The sequence below is a fragment of the Enterobacter sp. BIGb0383 genome (genome assembly GCF_003751845.1).
Classification (GTDB): domain Bacteria; phylum Pseudomonadota; class Gammaproteobacteria; order Enterobacterales; family Enterobacteriaceae; genus BIGb0383.
In genome coordinates, this window is sequence record NZ_RJKQ01000003.1 from 199,078 (window position 1) to 217,326 (window position 18,249).

An 18,249-nucleotide genomic window follows, 5' to 3' on the forward strand; every position below is an offset into this window, starting at 1 on the left:
CGTCGATGACAACCCCCGATCAACGCCTGATTCACACCTTCTGGCCCTATATCCGTCGGCAGCGTCGGCTGATTAGCGGCTCCTTTGCCACCCTGATGCTGGCGACGTTGCTGCGCCTGCTTGAGCCCTGGCCGCTCTCCTTCGCTATCGACCTGATTATGGCCGAGATGGCCGGTAAGAAAATGGTCACCCGGCTGCCGGGAACCGAAAGCTGGGGGATTGAGACCTGGCTGTGGGCCTGCGCCATTAGCGTGATTGCTATCGCCACGCTGAAGGCGGCCATCAGCTATCTCAGCACTATCGGGCTGGCTATCGCCGGAAGTCGGGTGATGAGCGAGGTACGACGGGATCTCTTCACCCACTTGCTGCGGCTGCCGCTGGCGTTTCATCGCCAGGCCAGAGTCGGGGATCTCGCGTTGCGTCTGAGTAACGATATCGGCATGCTGCGCGAGGTGACCGTCACCGCCATGATGCCGCTGCTGTCGAGCATTGTGATGCTGCTGGGGATGTTTGGCGTCATGCTCTATATCGACTGGGATCTGACCCTGATTGCGCTGTTGCCGATCCCCGTTTTGCTGTGGAGCACGCGGAAATCAGGGCAAAAAATCCGCGATGTCAGCCGGGCCCAGCGCAAGCGGGAAGGCAAACTGGCGGCGAAGGCGACGGAGTATATGGGCGGTATTGCGACCGTACAGGCGCTGTCGCTGGAAGAGGCGACCCGCAAAAGCTTCAGCGGGGACGATACCCGGAGTATGCAGCAGAACGTCGAGGTTAAGCGTCTGTCCGCCGGGCTGGAGCGTCGGGTTGAGCTGCTGATCGCCTTTGCCACCGCCATTGTGCTGCTGGATGGCACCCGCGATGTGCTGGACGGCAGCATGACGCCGGGCAACCTGCTGATCTTCCTCTCCTATCTGAAAAATGCCTTTCGGCCCATTCGCGAGTACGCCAAATACACCGGGCGGCTGGCGAAAGCCCTGACCGCAGGGGAGCGGATCACCGATCTGCTGGCGCAACAGCCGGCCATGGTTGACCGCCCGGACGCCGTGATGCTGGGCGCTACTACGCCCGCCATCCGCTGGCAGGATGTCCGCTTCTCCTATCAGGATGCGGCCCGGGAAACCGGCGTGCTGTGCGGGGTCAGCTTTGATATTCCCGCCGGGCAGTCCGTGGCGATTGTCGGGCCGTCAGGGGCCGGGAAGTCTACCCTGAGCAGTCTGCTGCTTCGGCTCTACTCGCCCGATTCCGGGCAGATCCTGATCGATGGCAAGGATATCAGCCACTACACCACCTGCAGCATTCGGCAGCAGACCGCCTACGTCCCGCAGGAAAACCTGCTGTTCGGCGTCACCGTTCGGGAAAATATACTGCTCGCCGCGCATGCAGAGGTGAGCGAAGAGGCGATGTTTGCCGCCGCCAGGCTGGCCAACGCCCACGACTTTATTCTGGCGCTGCCTGAGGGCTATGACACGGTGATTAGCGAGCGCGGTAGCTCCCTGTCCGGCGGCCAGCGCCAGCGTATCGCCATCGCCAGAGCAGCCATTCGCGACAGCCCGATTCTGGTGCTTGATGAGCCCAGCGTGGGGCTGGATAGCCATAACGAGCATCTGGTCATTGACGCGCTGCTGCGTCTGATGCGCACCAGAACAACGCTTGTGATCACGCACAATCTGGCCTTTGCCGCCCGAACCGACCATATCGTGCTGCTGGAGCAGGGGCGCATCGCTGAACAGGGAAGCCATGAGGCGCTGCTGGCGCTCAACGGCCACTACGCCGGGATGTGGCGCTTACAGCAGCACTCACAGGACGTGGAGCAGAAACAAGATGAATACGCATGATGCCGATATCGTTGCCCGGGACCGGGCGCTGCCGGGGCTGAACTTGCTGCTGGATGCTGAGGCACTGCTGGCCGCTTTGCGCACGCTGCCTGCGTTTGACGATCTGTGTGAGGTAAGCCTGACCTACCTGCGCTATAAGCCGGGGACCAGCTGCGTTGCCGGGCTGCTGCTGCATCTCGGCAACGGCGGGACGCGGCGTTACTTTGCCAAAGCGCTGACCGCTGCGCGTTTTCAGCAGTCCTGGCAGCACCCTAAGCGCCAGGCGCTGGTTGCCGCGGGCGATCCCCGTGCGCCGCTGGCGCTGCACGATAAGGCGGTGATACTGCAGCACCCGGCGTTCGATCGCGGCATTCGCTATCTCTCCCTGCTGGAGGATGACGCCCGCCTTGCTCTGTTCGGTGAACTGCTGCCCGACGAGCCGGATCTGCATGCGCTGGAGTGGCGCTTTCTGCGTTACAAGCCGGAGCGCCGGGCGGTTATTGCGCTTTCCCGACGAGGCGTGCCGCTGGGCGTCCTGCGCGTCGCCAGCAAAAATGAATATGGACGGATTTTGCAGGGCAGCGCGGTGGGCGCGGCGCTGGGCCAGATTTCCCTGGTCGCCTGTAAAGGCAACGGCCGGATGCTGATGACCCGCTGGCTGGAGGGCGCAAGTCTGGGGCCGGAGGATGGCGGATGTCTGGCACCGGAGATGATGTCCGCTGCCGGTGTGGCGCTGGCGAAGCTGCACCAGGCGCCGTTTTCCCTGCCGGTGGTCCAGCGGGTGGAGGATGATATCCAGGCCATGTGGCAGGTGTTTAACACCCTTGAGACGATCCTGCCCGCGTCGGCCGGGCATTTTCAGCATCTTGCCCGCCGCATTGCCCGCTCGCTTGCCGACTGCACCGGGGAAGCGGTCCCGATCCACGGGGATTTTTCCGCCGACCAGCTGATTAAGCCTGCCGACGGCGGTCCGCTGCGGATCATCGACTGGGATCGCTGCGCCTGTGGCAATCCGCTGGCGGATCTGGGCAGCTTTCGCGCCCGGCTGGAGATGCAGACCATCGGCGGGCTGATTACCCCGCGACAGGTCAGCGAGGCGATGCTGGCCTTTCTGACCGGCTACCGGTCGCAGCGCACGCTGGATATCCGGGGGCTGCTCTGGTACAGCGCCCGGGCGCTGCTGTGCCTGGCCGCCGAGCCGTTTCGGCGGCGGGTTGCCGACTGGCCGCAGCAGATCGAGCGGCTCCTGACCCGCGTGAACCAGCGGGTCGATGAGGCAGAAACCCTCGGTCGCAGTGAGACCGCGATGGATGCGCGCGTGGCGGCACTCTGCGATCCGCTGAAAATCGGTCCGCCGCTGCTTGCCGCGCTGAATTTACCTGCCGGGTATCCGCTGCCGCGCTGTCGGCTACTGCGCCATAAGCCGGGGCGACGGGCGCTGGTGGAATTTCAGCTATCGCCGTCTGAGGCGGTGCTGGGGAAATACCGCCATAAGGGGATGGATCGGCACGGCTATCAGTGTCAGCTGGCTCTGTGGCAGGACGGCTTTTGCGCACCGGCACCCGTGGTGGTCCCGGAGCCGCTGGGTCTGCTGCCTGAGTGGCAGGTCTGGCTTCAGGAGAAGCGCGATGCCGAACCGCTGACGGCGCTGCTGCGCCCGGGAAACCCGGATCTCGCCCGGTCCGGCACCCTGGTCGGGCAGGCGCTGGCGGCGGTGCAGCAGAGCGGCAAACTGAACGCGGTGGCGGCGGCGAAGCGCTGGCGGCTCAGCGATGAGCTGGCGGTGCTGGCACGCGGGCTGGAGAAGGTGGCGGGGCTCTATCCCCACTGGCAAACCCGGCTGACGGCGATGCTGGCCGATTGCACAACGCTGGCGCAGGCCCTGGAGGGCGATGTGCCGGGCTGTGCCCATCGGGATTTCTATCCCGACCAGGTGATGCTCAGCCGGGATCGTCCTGACCAACTGGTGATGCTCGATTTTGATCTCTGCTGTCTGAGTTACCCGGCGCTGGATGCGGGTAACTATCTGGCCCATGTCCGGGAGCTGGCGCTGCGTCGTGACCAGAATATCGATGCGCTGATGCTCCATGAACAGGCGTTTACGCAGGCCTGGCTGGCGAACTCGCCGGGAATATCGCCGACGTCGGTGCACCAATTCGCCACGCTGTCGCTGGCGCGGCATATTTTTCTCAGCACGCAGTTTGCTGAGCGCACTCATACCACTACCGCGCTACTTGAAGCGTGTGAACAGCAGCTGCGGCACTGGCTCACCGCGCATAACGACAGGGAAATCGGATTATGATGCGTCACGTTATGATTACGCTGGCAGGGCTTAGCCTGTTAGCGATGGCCGGTTTTGCCGGAGCGGCCGATGCGCCCTCAGATCAGGTGTTCCCGGTGACCTTTGAGGGCACGGCCAAAATAGAGGCCTCTAACCTGCGCAATAAGAAACTGCGGGCCGGAAATAAGCGAGAAAACGAACTGGAGCTGGAGCCGCTGCTGCGGTTCGACGTGAGAGTCATGCCGGACAGCCCTGTGTATGGCCGCGCCGAGCTGGAGTGGAAGCGACAGACCAAGCGGGAATCGGGCGAGCGGCCGGAGAAGCAGACCCGGCTGGAGGTGAACCAGGCGTATATCGGCCTGAAAAACGATCTGATCCCAAATACGCGCGTGAAAATGGGGCGCTGGCTGTATCGCGACGAGCGCGAGTGGCTGGTGGATGAAAACCTGGATGGGGCGTGGATACACTGGCGAAAAGCGGCGTGGTCGGCGGAGGCTTTTGGTGGCCGGGTGAATTTCTGGCAGAAAGACCTGATGGACAGCACCACTCGCAATACTCAGTCGGTCAATATTATGGGGCTGCTGGCGCGTTACCAGGTGGCGAAACGCTGGCGCGTGGGAGCCTATGGCGTGGTGCAGAATAACGTCAGAGATGACAGTTTCCGCCAGGGGAATTTTGGTATTCGTTCGCATAACGCCAGGCACGACCGTCTGCAGCACTGGCTGGAGATTGGCATAGCGGAAGGAAATCATCAGGGCGAAAGCTTTCATGGCTACGCGCTGGATATGGGCGGCACCGTTATCTTCCCGGTCGAAAACCTGAAGCCCCGGCTGACGCTGGGCTATGCCGTCGGCTCGGAAAAGTATCGCCAGACCGGGCTGCAGTCCAACGAGGCGAAATTCGGCGGCGAGACCAAATTTAAGATCTACGGTGAAACCCTGAACCCGAATCTGGCGAACCTGCAGGTGTTGACCCTGGGATTGGGGGCCAGCCTTGGCGAGACCTCAACCCTGGATCTGATTTATCACGACTACAGCCAGTTCCGGCTGGGAGCGCTGTCGGAGGATGATATGGAACTGCGTCCTCGCTACGACAGGCAGAACGGCCGTCGCCTGGGCTACGGCCTCGATCTGATTTACGGCTGGGAGCCGCTGGATAACCTCAAGCTGGAGAGCAAGCTGGGGACGTTTAATCCCTCATCGCGCTTTGCCGCAGGATCAAAAAGCAGCAGTCCGCGCAGTCAGCCTGCTTATAGCGCTGCCGTGGATCTGGAGGTCTCATTTTAGCGCGGTTTCCGTGAACAGCCGGGTCACATCGCCCCCGAGACGGGTATATTGCAACGGTCTCAGGCGTTCAATACGCTGGTGTAGCGCGCTATCGCAGGTATAGAGGCTGCACCAGCCCTCCAGCCAGGCCAGGTTGCCGGGCTTGCCGATAAAGTCGATATCCTGCTGCTCCCCGGCCCTGGTGGTAAAGGTTTGCGGATTATCCAGAGACTGAATGATCTGCCTGCCGAGGCGATACAGCCCGTCATCTTTCCTGCGGGTCACATCCACGCCGTTGGCGCGGGCAAACAGGGCAATCGCCACCAGCGGCTGGATGGCGTAGTTATGGTATGAAAACGCCCGCTGCCTGCGGCGCAGTTCGTTCTCCAGAAAACCCTCGCCGTCGACCTGCGACATCGCCGTGCGATAAATCGCCATCGCATGGTCAAACAGATCCTGCCGCTGGGTCACCACCGCGCTGGACATCAGCGCCCAGGCCGCCCAGTAGCTGTGGTTGTTGACTTTTTTCAGCGGCAAATCCGCCCAGTCCTTCACCGTCAAATCCGCCAGCCGTCCCAGCCACTGCTCCGTTGCCCGCGCCTGCTGCGGCATCGCCTTCAGCGGCTGCGTCGGGGCGTACTGTAGCTGTAGCCACGCGGAAGAGAGGCTGGCGAGCGCCCACTTACGCATCGATTTCCCGGTATGGTTGACCGCCTCTCCGGTCAGCGCATCCGCCTGCGCCCAGGTGTTCATCACCTCCGCCACACAGGCCACATGGCGCACATCGCCATCCCGCTGATAGCGAGTCGTTTCCTGCACGACCTGCTTCTCAAGCGCTGTAATCTGCCGGGTGCCTTCGCGGAACGCCCGATCGGCTTCGGGATTCAACGTCGCTCTGGCGCTGTCTGACCCCTCGTATTTACTGTGAAAATCGAGCGGGCCGGTAAAGGGCGCAGGCGCATCGGGGCAGGTCAATTTCGTCTTTAGCGTTGCTGTGGCCTGCGGGGGCAGGGAAAAACCAGCGGGTGGGCGAAGCGGGGTCGCGGCATGGGCTGTCGCCGTCGCCAGGGTTAACAGGAGTAGTGCGCGAGTTATCAGAGCCATGCGTAATCAATCCCTTTACTGTGGGGGAGTCGGGACTATAGCACGGGTGAGATTTATTATTCCTGGTGAAAAAGACCGTGGGTTTTGTGAAGTCAGTCGGCGTTTTCATTTGTGTGAGTCGTTATATTTTCTTTGTTATTTTTCATTTTCTTGAATATTTGTGACGAAATGATGGTGGTGCACAAGAACGATCCTAAGATCGTTTTTAGTATCATAAATATTCATTAAAATGATTATTTATGAAGTGAATGATAGGTAATTAATAGTGCCTGTAATAATCATCACTAATACTTAGCCAAGAGAGCGAGGGGACAACATGTATCACATTGCAGTCGGCGGTCAGTTTAATAAGAAAGAAATTGTGGAATACCTTGAAAAATATGGCGAGGGGAATTTTAGCGCTGAAATTATGACGGATATGGATGCGGCGATGAAGGTTAAGAATAATCAATGCGACTACTATCTCGGTGCCTGTCAGAGCGGTGCCGGTGGTGCTCTGGCTATGGCCTATGCGCTAATCGGCCGGGATAAGTGTGCGACGATAGCTAACGCTCTGGTTCAACCCTCTGAAGAGAAAGTCACTCAGCTACTGGCATCCGGGGTTAAGGCCTTTGGTTTTACTAATGACCGGGCTGAGAATGCGGTAAAAGCGTTTGTTCACGCGCTGCGGCTACAGGGGAAATAGTCATCTGGCATGGCCTGGAAATGGCTTTTTCTAAATCAACCAGGGAGCGGAGTTATGGAATTTTCAACAGTCATTAAGATTGTTATTTTTGGATTGTTAGGGGGCTATGCCACATTTCTGGCAAACAGGATCATCGCTGTATACCATGATGGCCTGCGGCCGATCCTTCCAGAGTTTATTAACGGTAATATGCGTCGCAAGGAATTAATGGGCGTTTCTTTTGCCATCAGTATCGGTTTTATTACGGGGTTTGCCCTGCCCATTACGCTGGCTACCGGTATTATCGTTATTCACATCATCTTATTATCATCTGATTTTATTGGTCTTGCTATTGCTAATAGCACCGTTGCGGTACTGGCAGGAACGGTTTATGGCGCTGGCGTTATTCTGGCTCTGGACACGGTGGTTAAAGGGTTTACTTATCTTCCGGTCAACTTCCTTGATGCTCTGACGCTGGTTGGCGAGCCTATTGTCTATGCTTTTGTCGCTTTCCCCGCAATCACCGTTGGCTATCAGTTCGGGAAAAAAGCAGGGCTTATAACAATAACCTTGTCATTTCTGGGACGTGTTGCCGTGGAGCGTCTGAATCCTGTTTCTCTGGCAGGGAATACGGTCTCTCTCAGTCCTGAAGGTATCGCAATGCTGGTGGGGATGATTTGCCTGCTGTTTTTTGCCTCGAGGGATAAAAATCGCAGGGATGCGACGCTGGATCACAGCCTCTTTGACGACAATATCAGACGTATCAGAAAGAACATTCTGTATTTGCTGCCAATGGCTGCGCTTATCTCTATTGCGGCTCATTATCAATGGCTGGCCGGGGAGCCGATTGCGGCAGCGCTGGTGGGTAAGGGCGACATCACGTCCGCCGCGATTGTTGCTACCGTACAGGCTATCGCTTTTATGCCGCTGATTATCACGACCGCGATGGTGAGCGGTGTCTACGGGACCAACGGGTGGTGTGACTGGTTTCTTGGCCTGGGTTATCTCGCCCCGAATCCCCTGGCGGCTGGCGTTCTGGGCGCCAGCGCGATGGGCATAGAGATCGCTGGCTTAAGTAAAATAGGTAAAGCCATAAATCGTTTCCCGGCATTAAAAATGTCGGGCGATAATATCCGGACCTCAATGACACAAATCCTTGAAATTGCCCTGCTAGTAGGCGGCGTCAATGCAGCCAGCCAGATTTGGTCAGGTACGGGTATTTTTTTGACGGTTAGCCTTTATATCCTCAATGAAATCAGCGGGCGTCCGGTGATGAAACTGGCAGCGGGTCCTATCGCCGCAATTATTGTCGGCATTCTGGCGAATATTTTTGCTGTCTTTGGATGCTATACCGGGTGATGTAGACGGATGAGGACATCTTGCTACCCATTTTGGAAGCCAGCCAGATTGAATCTTCAGTCTGGCTGGCAAAGAAAGGCGAGGCCTACCTATTATATTTGGTGGTTTTTTTGACTGCGGTGGCTTTTACCATTCTCTGCAATTCAGTTTAATCTTAAGATGGATATCTTCACGATTTATCCATTTTCTGCTTAAAGCCCATATAAATGCTAAGAATAACAAGAACCACTGAAAAATTGGCAGAAGCACAATGGGCTATTACACACTGGTCTTCGCTGAACGACCTTCTTGTTCAATATTTATCCCCGGCTTACGCGAATTTATTTGCCCGTCCGTCCGTTGCCGCTGACGGTGCCGTTGAGTGGTATAGCGAACTCAATGGCGAACCGGTTCCTCTGCTCCAGCTTGCTGCGGATGCGCGTGCGCGCGCCGAATCACTATTGACGCAAAAGCTGGCCTCGGTGGCGGAGCTGCACCAGAGGCTTGAGCAGAATGGTAGCGCGTCGGTAGATGTCTTACAGCTGCTTAAACTGGCAGGTCAGCAGCCCGCGAGAGACAGCGTATGGGTGATAGAAGGGCAGCCGGTGATTACCGCCTGGCCCGACAGCGCGCCTCAGGCTGCTGCCGCCGCTACGGCTACCGCAGCAGCCGCTGGTGCGGTGACTGCGCGAAGATTGTGGTGGCCATGGCTCCTGCTAGCCTTTCTGCTTGCCGTGCTGGCGCTGTTTCTGCTGCGCGGCTGTTTACCGACTGCGCCACCTGAACCTGCTGTTACCCAGCCTGAGCCGGCGGCCACCCAACCTGAACCGGTGGTAGCCAGGCCTGAACCTGCGCCTGAACCCCCACAGCCCGTCATCGAAAAACCGGCAGTGAAACCCCCGCCACCGGTTAAAGCACTCTGCCCGGTCAACCGTCAGAAACAGCAGGCGCCTGAAGTGGTGATTGTTTTTGATGCCTCTGGCTCTATGGCGATCAGTATGGACGCCACCGTTGAAGAACTGCAGCGCTGGAATGAAGGCTACGCCCCCCACAACATTGAGCGTGAACCACGCCGTATCAGCCTTGCCCGCACCGCGGCAAATAAGCTGATTGATGAAGTCCCGAAAGATATGTCGATAAGCCTGGTCTCGGCGGCAAACTGCAGAAGTATTGCGGTTTCAAAACCCTTCTCTTTCCAGCAGCGCGGGGCGCTCAAAAAAAGCGTAAACCGGATCGAGCCGGAGGGGAAAACCGCTCTGGCTGAAGCGTTAACGAAAGCGGGAGCCCTGGTCGACGGGGTCAATCGTGACGCCATTATTTTATTGATCACCGACGGCAATGAGACCTGCGGGGGCGATCCCTGTGCGGTGTCGAACAGGCTGAAAAAAGCGAAGCCGCGTTTACAGGTCAATGTCGTCGATATTATGAGCACGGGTGCCGGTAATTGTATTGCTGAAAATACCGGCGGCGGCGTATTTGCCGTCAACAATACCCGGGATTTTAATAAAGTCGTGACCGAGGCAATGAAAGAATATATTCCCGAGGGATGTGAGTAAGGTAATCGGCTGCATTCGTTACCGTTAAAATAATTTCATTCCGGAACTAGCCATCCTGTTTGGGTGAATGTTTTTTATCACTTGTTTTATTGATAGCAAGGGCATGCAAACGTGAAAGAAATGTTTTTGTGTAGTGACAGGCTCGATAAATATCAATCTCTGGGTGAAAACGGGCAGGCGGTACACCTTTCCGCGTTACAGCTACGGGAAACATTACGTTTGCGCCGTCAAAGCGCCGTGGCCGACTGTCTGGCGATTCCTCAGGTGAATGAGCACGGGGACCGCATTGACTGGTATGCCCCTTTTTCTGGCGATGTGGTTCCCTGGTCTGCGGCCATGGAAAGCGAGCGTGCCGCTGCCCTCAGCCAGCTGGAGAGCCATCAGGCCGTACTGAGCCAGTTTAGCGAAGAGATGCGCGAGCACAAACAGCCCGAGCAGCGCCTGTTTGGCCAGCTGCTGGAAAAAGCACTCCAGTTCCCCGATCCCAAACATGTCTGGCTGGTGGCGGGTAAACCGGTTATCAGCTTTTGGGGATTTGTGAATGCCCGGCACCAGGCGCGTATCGATCCGCTCGATTGCCTGCGCCCGGCGGTACCGTTAACGCCTGCGGCACCGGTAACGGCCGCGCCATCCCCGTCTCCCGCCCCGGAACCCGTCGGACAGCCGCCGGTGCGTCGCGGCTGGTGGTGGGTGCTTCCGGCATGGCTGCGCTGGCTCCTGCCGCTTCTTCTGCTGCTGTTGCTGATCCTGCTGTTTCTGCGCAGCTGCGTACCGGGCGTTTCTATTCCCGGGCTGAGCGCGCTGCAGCCCACGCTACCGAATACCACGGTCACCGTCCCGCAGATCGGCCTGAATGGCTCCCCGGTCAACGAAGCGAATGTCGGCAACCTGACCACATCCGGCAACGGCGCGACCGTGGAAGTTCCGACAGTACAGGAGCCGGGGCTTGCCGTGGTACCCGAGTCGCAGCAGGAGACGCCCGCTGCACCGCAGGCATCCACTGACGAGCCGTCAGGCCTGCCGACGCCGGAAAATGAAAGTCCGGCAGTCGTTCCCCCCGTGCCGGAAGCCGCACCGGCTGAAGGTGCCAACGCTCAGCCCGAACCTATCGCGCCTGTTGAGCCGGGCGTCGGTAACGTGACCCCTCCGACGCCTGCTGGCGGGCAGGCTGCGCCGTTGACGATCCCCGCGGAAGCCCTGGCCCAGGGCAACACGGACTTCCTCAATGGCCGCTGGCATGCCGGGGCGGGGATCCAGGATCGGCGGACGGGCAAACCGTTAAGCCTGAGCTACCAGCTGAATAATGGTCAGGGTGAAGTGCGTATGACGCGTGGCGACGGCGTTGCCTGTCGCGGGGCGGTCAATGCGGCCATCCAGGCCGGTCAGCTCGCAATTAATAACCAGGGGGAAGCGACCTGTTCCGACGGTTCTGTTTACAAGATGCCGGAAATCCTCTGTGTACCCGGAGCGCAAAGCGCGGCCGACTGTAAAGGGCTCTATGACGAGAATACCCTTTTCCCGATTTCGATGAAGCAGGAGGCAGGTAACTAATGCTGGCAGAACTCACTGATTTTAAAAAGCAGGTCAAACTTATTCGCGATAGCGGGATCCAGTTTCTCGACTTTGCTTTCAAATTACCGGCCCGTAAAGAGTACGGCGAATTCCTGCGTCAGAAAGGCTCGGGGATGGTGCTGCGCCTGGTTGATAACGAGCGCGAGAATAGCCTCGTTATTCCGGCCCCCGAGAATGAGACGCCCGTCAGCGCGGAGGCCGATTATTCCCTCTCTGTGGACGAATCCCTCCGCCTGCTGAAGGGGATCTGGCTGCCGCTGCCGTTTTTCCGCTTCAACCCGCCGCGCGCCTTTTCGCAGGGGCCAACAAACTGGTCTCGCGTACAGTTTCATGAGCTGGCCGAGCCGGACGATAAAGGGAATACCTGGCGCGCCACGCTGATTTTTGACACCAAAATTTCGCCGGATCGGGAAAACACCCAGTACCTTGCTCCTGGCGAAGATGATGTGCGCACGGGCGCAGGCTTCGCGCTGGCAAGACATCATTTTGAAATGGGTGAGTTTCTGGAACTGCCCTGGGTGGATGAGTGGCTGCGCGATGTCTACACCTCCCGGGCGCAGGAAGTGCTGCGCCAGCACTATGACGACAATAAAATAAAGCTGGAGATGAAAGAGCATCAGGCCCACTACCTGAATCTGCTCAGCGTATTAAGCACGTATCTTCCGCTGCCGGAAGTGCAGGTGAACGACGTCAAAATTCGTGATACCGCAATCCCGGTCGATCTGGTGCTGGATATCGGCAACTCACGCAGCTGCGGCATTCTGATTGAAGAACATCGTGACGATAACAAAGGGCTGTCCCAGCTCTATCAGCTGCAGCTGCGCGATTTAAGCCAGCCGCAGTTCGTCTATAGCGAACCTTTCGATAGCCGACTGGAGTTCGCCCAGGCGGAGTTCGGCAAGCAGGACTTTTCGCTCAAGAGCGGACGGAGCGATGCCTTTATGTGGCCGACCATTGGCCGCGTGGGCGAGGAGGCTTTCCGCATGGCTTCCCAGCGCCTCGGCACGGAAGGTTCAACCGGTATTTCCAGCCCTAAACGCTATCTGTGGGATGAACAGCCCTACTCTCCGGGATGGCGTTTTAGCCAGGCGTTTGTGAAATCAGAACATGAACCTCTGGCGACGGCGGCGCCGCTGCTGTACATGCTCAATGATAAAGGCGAGCTGCTGATCGACCTGGATGAAGACGAGCGTATGCCCGTGTTTTCACCGATCTACAGCCGCAGCTCCCTGATGACCATGATGCTGTCAGAGGTGCTGAGCCAGGCCCTGATGCAGATTAACAGCCCGGCACAGCGGCTGAAAATGAACCATGCCAGTACCCCGCGCCAGCTGCGCAATATCATCATGACCGTTCCCCCGGCGATGCCGAAACCGGAGCGCGTTATTTTTGAGAAGAGCATGCGCAGAGCGATTCATCTGGTCTGGAAAGCGCTGGACTGGGAGTCAATGGACTTTGACGCGAAATTCGTCAACACCCCGGCACCTAAGTTCCCGCATCCGCAGGTGCATGTGAAGTGGGATGAGGCGACCTGCGGCCAGCTGGTTTATCTCTACAACGAGACGCAAAACTATTTTGGCGGACGCACCGACGAATTCTTTGCCGCGACGCGACGCCCGGATAATCCGCTGGGTGAAAAGGGTGAACGCAGCCTGAAAATCGCCTCGATTGATATCGGCGGCGGTACCACGGACCTGGTCATCACGCGCTATACGCTTGATGAAGGTCAGGGGGTTAACGTTCGCATTACGCCGAAACAGCTCTTCCGCGAAGGGTTTAAAGTGGCCGGTGACGATATCCTGCTCGATGTGATCCGTCTGTACATCCAGCCGGCGGTCAAAGCCGCGATGATCAAAGCGGGGCATGACGGTGCCGCCGCCGAGTCGATGATGTCGCACCTCTTTGGCAGCGAGTCGATTGAGGCGGGGAAACAGGTGCTTCGTCAGCAGCTGACCCTGCAAATTTTTGCCCCGCTGGCGCTGGCGATTTTACATCGCTATGAAGAGTACTTGCCGGAAGCGGGCGCGGTAACCCTGAACACCACCTTCCGTGAACTACTGGCGGAAAATATCCCAACGCAGAAAGTGCAGGATTATGTCAACGATGCGGTCCGCGCCGGGCTGCCGGGCGACGGCCAGTCGTTCTCTATCCTCGATGCGTCGCTCGACGTGAATCTGGCCGCGTTGCATAACGAATTTATCAATCCTGCCAAAGGCCAGATGAATATCTGTCACAGCCTCAGAGCGCTGTGTGAGGTGCTCTGGCATTACAACTGCGACATTTTACTGTTAACCGGCCGTCCTTCTCGTCTGCCGGGTATTCAGGCGCTGATCCGCCAGCTGCAGCCGCTTCCGCCTTCCCGGGTGCTCTCGCTGCACGGTTATGAAACCGGCGGCTGGTATCCGTTCAATAAAAAAGGCTGCATTGACGATCCGAAATCGACTGCGGTAGTCGGGGCGATGCTCTGTCTGCTGGCCGAGAAGTCGAGGCTCAACAACTTCTACTTCCGCACCGCGAACTTTGTGCCGTACTCCACGATCCGCTACCTGGGGATGCTGGACAGCAACAACGTGATTAAGGACAGCAACGTCTCCTACAGCAATGTGGATCTGGACTCCGTTGACTACCAGCTCAGCCAGGAGAGCCGCTTTGAATTACGCGGCGAGGCGCGCATTGGCTTCAGGCAGCTGGATAACGAACGCTGGCCGGCCTCTGCGCTGTATACCCTGAAAATCGTTAATCCCGATCTGGGACAGGAACTCTCTGGCGATGCGGTGATGCATATTCGCCTGCGGGCAGAGCAGGCGCGCTCGAACAGAGACCAGGCTCCCGTAAGCCCTGAGCGATTCAGCATCGAGTCGCTGGAAATGGAGCATGCCCGCCGTGGGTACAGCTCCCGGGATGTCGCATTCCAATTGAATACTCTGGTCGGTAATGGCCTGGGTGAAACCCATTACTGGCTGGACAGCGGGAGCGTTAAAAGCAAATGAGTAAGCTCAATTCCGGACAAATCATTCAGGGATGGCAGGGCGTCGAAGACGGCGCCGGTCAGGCCATCGACTGGATTGCCGATGTGCGCCAGAACGCACCGCGTTTGCATGCTGAAGCTGACCGCTTAACCCTTAATCTGCGCCGCAGCCGTAATAAAGCCCGTAGCCTCGCGCAGGCGGCGGCAAAACCGATGACGATTGGCTTTTTTGGCCTGTCTCAGGCCGGGAAATCCTTCCTGATCTCCGCCCTGGCGGCCGGGGAGAATGGCAAGCTTGAAACCCGTCTTGGCGGCAAGGCGCTGGACTTTATCACCCATATCAACCCGCCCGGCGGCGGGAAAGAGGCGACCGGCCTGGTCACCCGATTCAGTCGTCGCACCGGCAGCACTGACGACAACTGGCCCGTTACGCTGCAGCTGTTCAGCGAAACGGATATGGGGAAAATTCTGGCGAATGCCTTTATCCATGATTTCGACCAGGAGCGCTTCGACTGGCAGTTTGATGAGAGAAAAATCAACGACCTGCTGACGAGCCTGACAGCGAAACGCCGTCCGTCCCGGGTACCCGGTGTAACGGAAGATGATGTGGTCTCCCTGTGGGATTATCTCCATCAGCACGCCGAGAAAAGCCAGCGTCAGATGGCGCAGCGTTACTGGCCGCAGGCCGTATTGCTGGCTCCGTGGCTCTCAACCGACGACCGCGCCCGGCTGTTCTCGGTGCTGTGGGGCGAAGTGCCTGAATTGACTAATGCCTACGCGGGGTTTGCACAAACCCTGCAGCGCTTCGACAACGCGCGTGAGGTCTGGGCGCCGTTGAGCACTCTGGTCAGCGAAGAGAACGGGCAGCTGGTGCAGCGCGACAGCATCATGAATGTGGATATGCTCGAACGTCTTAATAAAGACTCTGACGTTCAGGTCGCTGTCTGCCCGGTGCATGAGGGGCAGGCCGGGGCACCGGTCACGCTCTCCCTGGCCGAGCTGACGGCCTTAACGGTGGAACTGCATATTCCGCTGATGTCTTCCACGCGTGAGGCGATATTCGAAACCGTCGATCTTCTGGACTTCCCCGGCTATCGCGGCCGTCTGGGCGTGAAATCCATGGACGATATTCGGCGGGCGGTAGACAGCGAAGACAGCAACCCGCTGGCGCAGCTTATTCTGCGCGGCAAGGTGGCCTATTTATTTGAGCGCTACACCGAAAACCAGGAGATGAACGTCCTGGTCGTGTGTACCGCGTCGGACAAACAGTCCGATGTGAAAGACGTGGGCGGCGTGCTGGATGCGTGGATCCGTCATACCCAGGGTGCGAACGCCACCGTGCGTGGCGCGCGTCTGCCGGGGCTGGTCTGGGCGCTGACCATGTTCGATAAGCGCATCACGGACGGGCTGACGCGTGACGAAGCCAACCTGCGCCAGTTCTGGGGCTATGGCGGCATGATCAAAATGGCCATGACGGAGCGCTTTAGCCAGTACGAGTGGATGCAGGAGTGGCAGCAGGGGCAGGCGTTTAACAACACCTTCCTGGTGCGTAAGCCACGCCAGCAAACGTCGTTTATCCGCCTGCGCGGCGGCGATGAAGCAGAATTCGATGCCGAGAATGCGCCGCAGATGGCGCTGATGCGCAAGACGTTCCTCGAGGATGACGCCGTTGCCCGCTATATCGCCGAGCCTGCCGACGCCTGGGATGCCATGCTCAAGCTGAATAACGGCGGTATGGAGAGAATGGCGGCTTACCTCGCTCAGGTGGCGCGTCCGGAGATCAAACTGGAACGTATCGCCGAGCAGCTGGACGATATCCGTCATGAGCTGGTTGAGGGTGGCCTGGGTAACTGGTACCAGCCGGAAGGCGACGAGGAAGTGGCGAAGAAAGCCCGTATCGCTGAAGAGATCCTTGCCGCCATCAGAAAACGTAGTGGGATGCACGGCGAACTGTTGGTTCAGCTGGTCCCCGGGCGACGTCAGCTGCAGGAACTCTATATGCAGCGAGTCTCCTTTGATGAGCCTGAAACGGAAGCAGAAGACACCCTGAGTTTTGATATCGGAGTGGAAGACGCGTTCAGCAACGAGACGGCCGTTGCCGCCGTTCACAGCCATGAAACCGCCTTTGCTCAGCAGGCTCTGCAGCTGTGGATCAACCACTTACGGGGTCTGCCAGAAAACCCGGCCATCACCAATTATATCGGCCTGCCGCGTAGCGCCATCGAAATGCTGGTCGATGAATTAATCTCCGGCCTGCTGCGCTTACGCGTCGAAGACCGGCTGCTTGCCGTGATGGCCAACACCGATCAGGCCGGGGTGCTGCTTGAAAAAATGGTTGAGCGCCAGGTATCGCGTGTCCTGCACGTGATGAACGATTTTATGACCTGGTTCGGTTACCAGGAGATGCCTCCCGCCAGCCGTCCTGTCCGACGTAACGCACCGGATCAGGCCATCTTTACCCTGCCGTCCCAGTGCGAAAGCGTCCTGTGGGAAGACGAAGGCCAGCGCCTGGCGCGTCTGACCCCTGCGCAGATTAACTACAGCGCGATTTTCATTATGGACTGGCTGGTGGGGCTGGAAGAGCTGATTAAAGAAAATGCGGGTCATTCAGCGGGGCGTGAAATTAGCGTCGGCCAGAACGAGAGCCTTGGCGCAATTATCCACCGAATTCGGTCGTAACAGGAGTAACCGGACGTGATCAAACCAGAACTAAAACCCGTCGAACCGATTGTGCCGGGCTATGCCCGGCTGGTGTTAAAAGCCTGGAAAGGCGCGGCTAACAACGTGCTGATCTCCGTGCTGCGTAACCAGGACAGTCTCTACCTGGACAGCACCGGGCAGTGGGTCAGCGGTGAGGTCTTCCTGACGCTGCCGACGCTGGAGCAGATGGAGGACACGCCTTCCGTCCAGATCGGCCCGCAGATTATCGATGCGCTGCTGGCGAACCGACAGGCGGCTTACCGTATCACCATCAAAGACGATGCGACGCGGGATGTCGGCGTCCTGATGATGCCTCCTGGCCTGTTGAGTTCACAGGCGGGCGGGGAAAATCCGCTGTTGGATCATACCCGCACCCTGGAAGAGATTGCGCCGGTGAGTGAAAGCCCGGCGCCGCTGCCGCCCGTTGAAACGCCTGAGCCTGAACCTCAGCCCGAGCCACAACCCGAACCGCCCGTTGTGGACCCTGCGCCTGCACCGGCGAAATCCCGCCTCTGGCTCTGGCTGGCTATCGCAGCGGCAGTCGTCGTATTGCTGGGCGCGGCCGCCTGGTGGTTCCTGCGCAGCCCGGAAACGCCGGTCGCTGCGGCACCGACTCCAGCGCCTGCACCGGCGCAAACCAGCGGACCCTGCGGCGATGACCTGATGAGCAAAGGCAACGAGCTTGAGTTTGTTAAAGGCTGTCTGCACAGCCAGCCGGGCAGCGAGCAGCTGCTGCAGGTCATTGATAAAGCCAAAGCCAGCAAACGCTGTGATATCGCGCAGCGCCTCTACGCCTATAAAGCCCAGTCCGGCGATCTGAACCTGGCGATGCGTTATGCCCAGGAATATGACCCGAAAACGGCGCAGGCGAATGGCTGTTTCAGCCCGGACGCGCAGACCGCGATTTACTGGTATGAGGTGATTGTGAATCAGGATCCTCAGAGAAGCGAGGCGAAAGCCCGCCTGGCCGAGCTGAAGAAATAGGAC

At 58.5% G+C, this 18,249-nt stretch carries 11 protein-coding genes; 10 read left to right on the forward strand and 1 reads right to left on the reverse strand.

Annotated features, from left to right (window positions below):
- The first annotated feature begins 5 nt into the window (after nucleotides 1-5).
- From EDF81_RS16540 to EDF81_RS16550, 3 genes are read left to right on the forward strand one after another with little or no spacing between them, the layout of a single operon-like run.
- Complete coding sequence (locus tag EDF81_RS16540) at nucleotides 6-1,835, forward strand: ABC transporter ATP-binding protein (RefSeq protein ID WP_123349252.1); 1,830 nt, start codon at nucleotides 6-8, stop codon at nucleotides 1,833-1,835.
- Nucleotides 1,822-4,116 (forward strand): phosphotransferase family protein, encoded by a 2,295-nt coding sequence (locus EDF81_RS16545; RefSeq protein WP_184999546.1) that lies wholly within the window; start codon nucleotides 1,822-1,824, stop codon nucleotides 4,114-4,116. Before EDF81_RS16540 ends, EDF81_RS16545 begins: the two co-directional genes overlap by 14 nt.
- The gene (locus tag EDF81_RS16550) at nucleotides 4,113-5,381 is read left to right on the forward strand and encodes an alginate export family protein (protein ID WP_123349254.1); all 1,269 of its coding nucleotides are present in this window, start codon (nucleotides 4,113-4,115) and stop codon (nucleotides 5,379-5,381) included. Before EDF81_RS16545 ends, EDF81_RS16550 begins: the two co-directional genes overlap by 4 nt.
- On the opposite strand, the gene EDF81_RS16555 is transcribed toward EDF81_RS16550, so the two are convergent.
- The gene (locus EDF81_RS16555) at nucleotides 5,373-6,464 is read right to left on the reverse strand and encodes a mannuronate-specific alginate lyase (protein WP_123349255.1); all 1,092 of its coding nucleotides are present in this window, start codon (nucleotides 6,462-6,464) and stop codon (nucleotides 5,373-5,375) included. The genes EDF81_RS16550 and EDF81_RS16555 overlap by 9 nt on opposite strands.
- A 316-nt stretch (nucleotides 6,465-6,780) precedes the next feature.
- Between EDF81_RS16555 and EDF81_RS16560 the strand changes: the two genes are divergently transcribed.
- From EDF81_RS16560 to EDF81_RS16590, 7 genes are all read left to right on the forward strand, one after another.
- A complete protein-coding gene (locus tag EDF81_RS16560; protein WP_123349256.1) occupies nucleotides 6,781-7,149 on the forward strand; it encodes a DUF2620 domain-containing protein in 369 nt (122 codons plus the stop codon).
- A gap of 54 nt (nucleotides 7,150-7,203) precedes the next feature.
- Nucleotides 7,204-8,487: a YhfT family protein gene (locus tag EDF81_RS16565; RefSeq protein ID WP_123349257.1), complete on the forward strand. Its 1,284-nt coding sequence runs from the start codon at nucleotides 7,204-7,206 to the stop codon at nucleotides 8,485-8,487.
- Nucleotides 8,488-8,723: 236 nt separating this feature from the next.
- On the forward strand, nucleotides 8,724-10,022 hold the full coding sequence (locus EDF81_RS16570; RefSeq protein ID WP_260232718.1) for a VWA domain-containing protein: 1,299 nt from the start codon (nucleotides 8,724-8,726) through the stop codon (nucleotides 10,020-10,022).
- 120 nt (nucleotides 10,023-10,142) lie between these two features.
- On the forward strand, nucleotides 10,143-11,573 hold the full coding sequence (locus EDF81_RS16575) for an SrfA family protein (RefSeq protein WP_123349539.1): 1,431 nt from the start codon (nucleotides 10,143-10,145) through the stop codon (nucleotides 11,571-11,573).
- Complete coding sequence (locus EDF81_RS16580; RefSeq protein ID WP_123349259.1) at nucleotides 11,573-14,584, forward strand: virulence factor SrfB; 3,012 nt, start codon at nucleotides 11,573-11,575, stop codon at nucleotides 14,582-14,584. The genes EDF81_RS16575 and EDF81_RS16580 overlap by 1 nt, the downstream gene beginning before the upstream one ends.
- The gene (locus tag EDF81_RS16585; protein ID WP_123349260.1) at nucleotides 14,581-17,241 is read left to right on the forward strand and encodes a putative virulence factor; all 2,661 of its coding nucleotides are present in this window, start codon (nucleotides 14,581-14,583) and stop codon (nucleotides 17,239-17,241) included. Before EDF81_RS16580 ends, EDF81_RS16585 begins: the two co-directional genes overlap by 4 nt.
- Before the next feature lie 15 nt (nucleotides 17,242-17,256).
- Entirely contained in the window at nucleotides 17,257-18,246 is a 990-nt protein-coding gene (locus tag EDF81_RS16590) for a hypothetical protein (RefSeq protein ID WP_123349261.1), read from the forward strand.
- Nucleotides 18,247-18,249 lie beyond the last annotated feature (3 nt).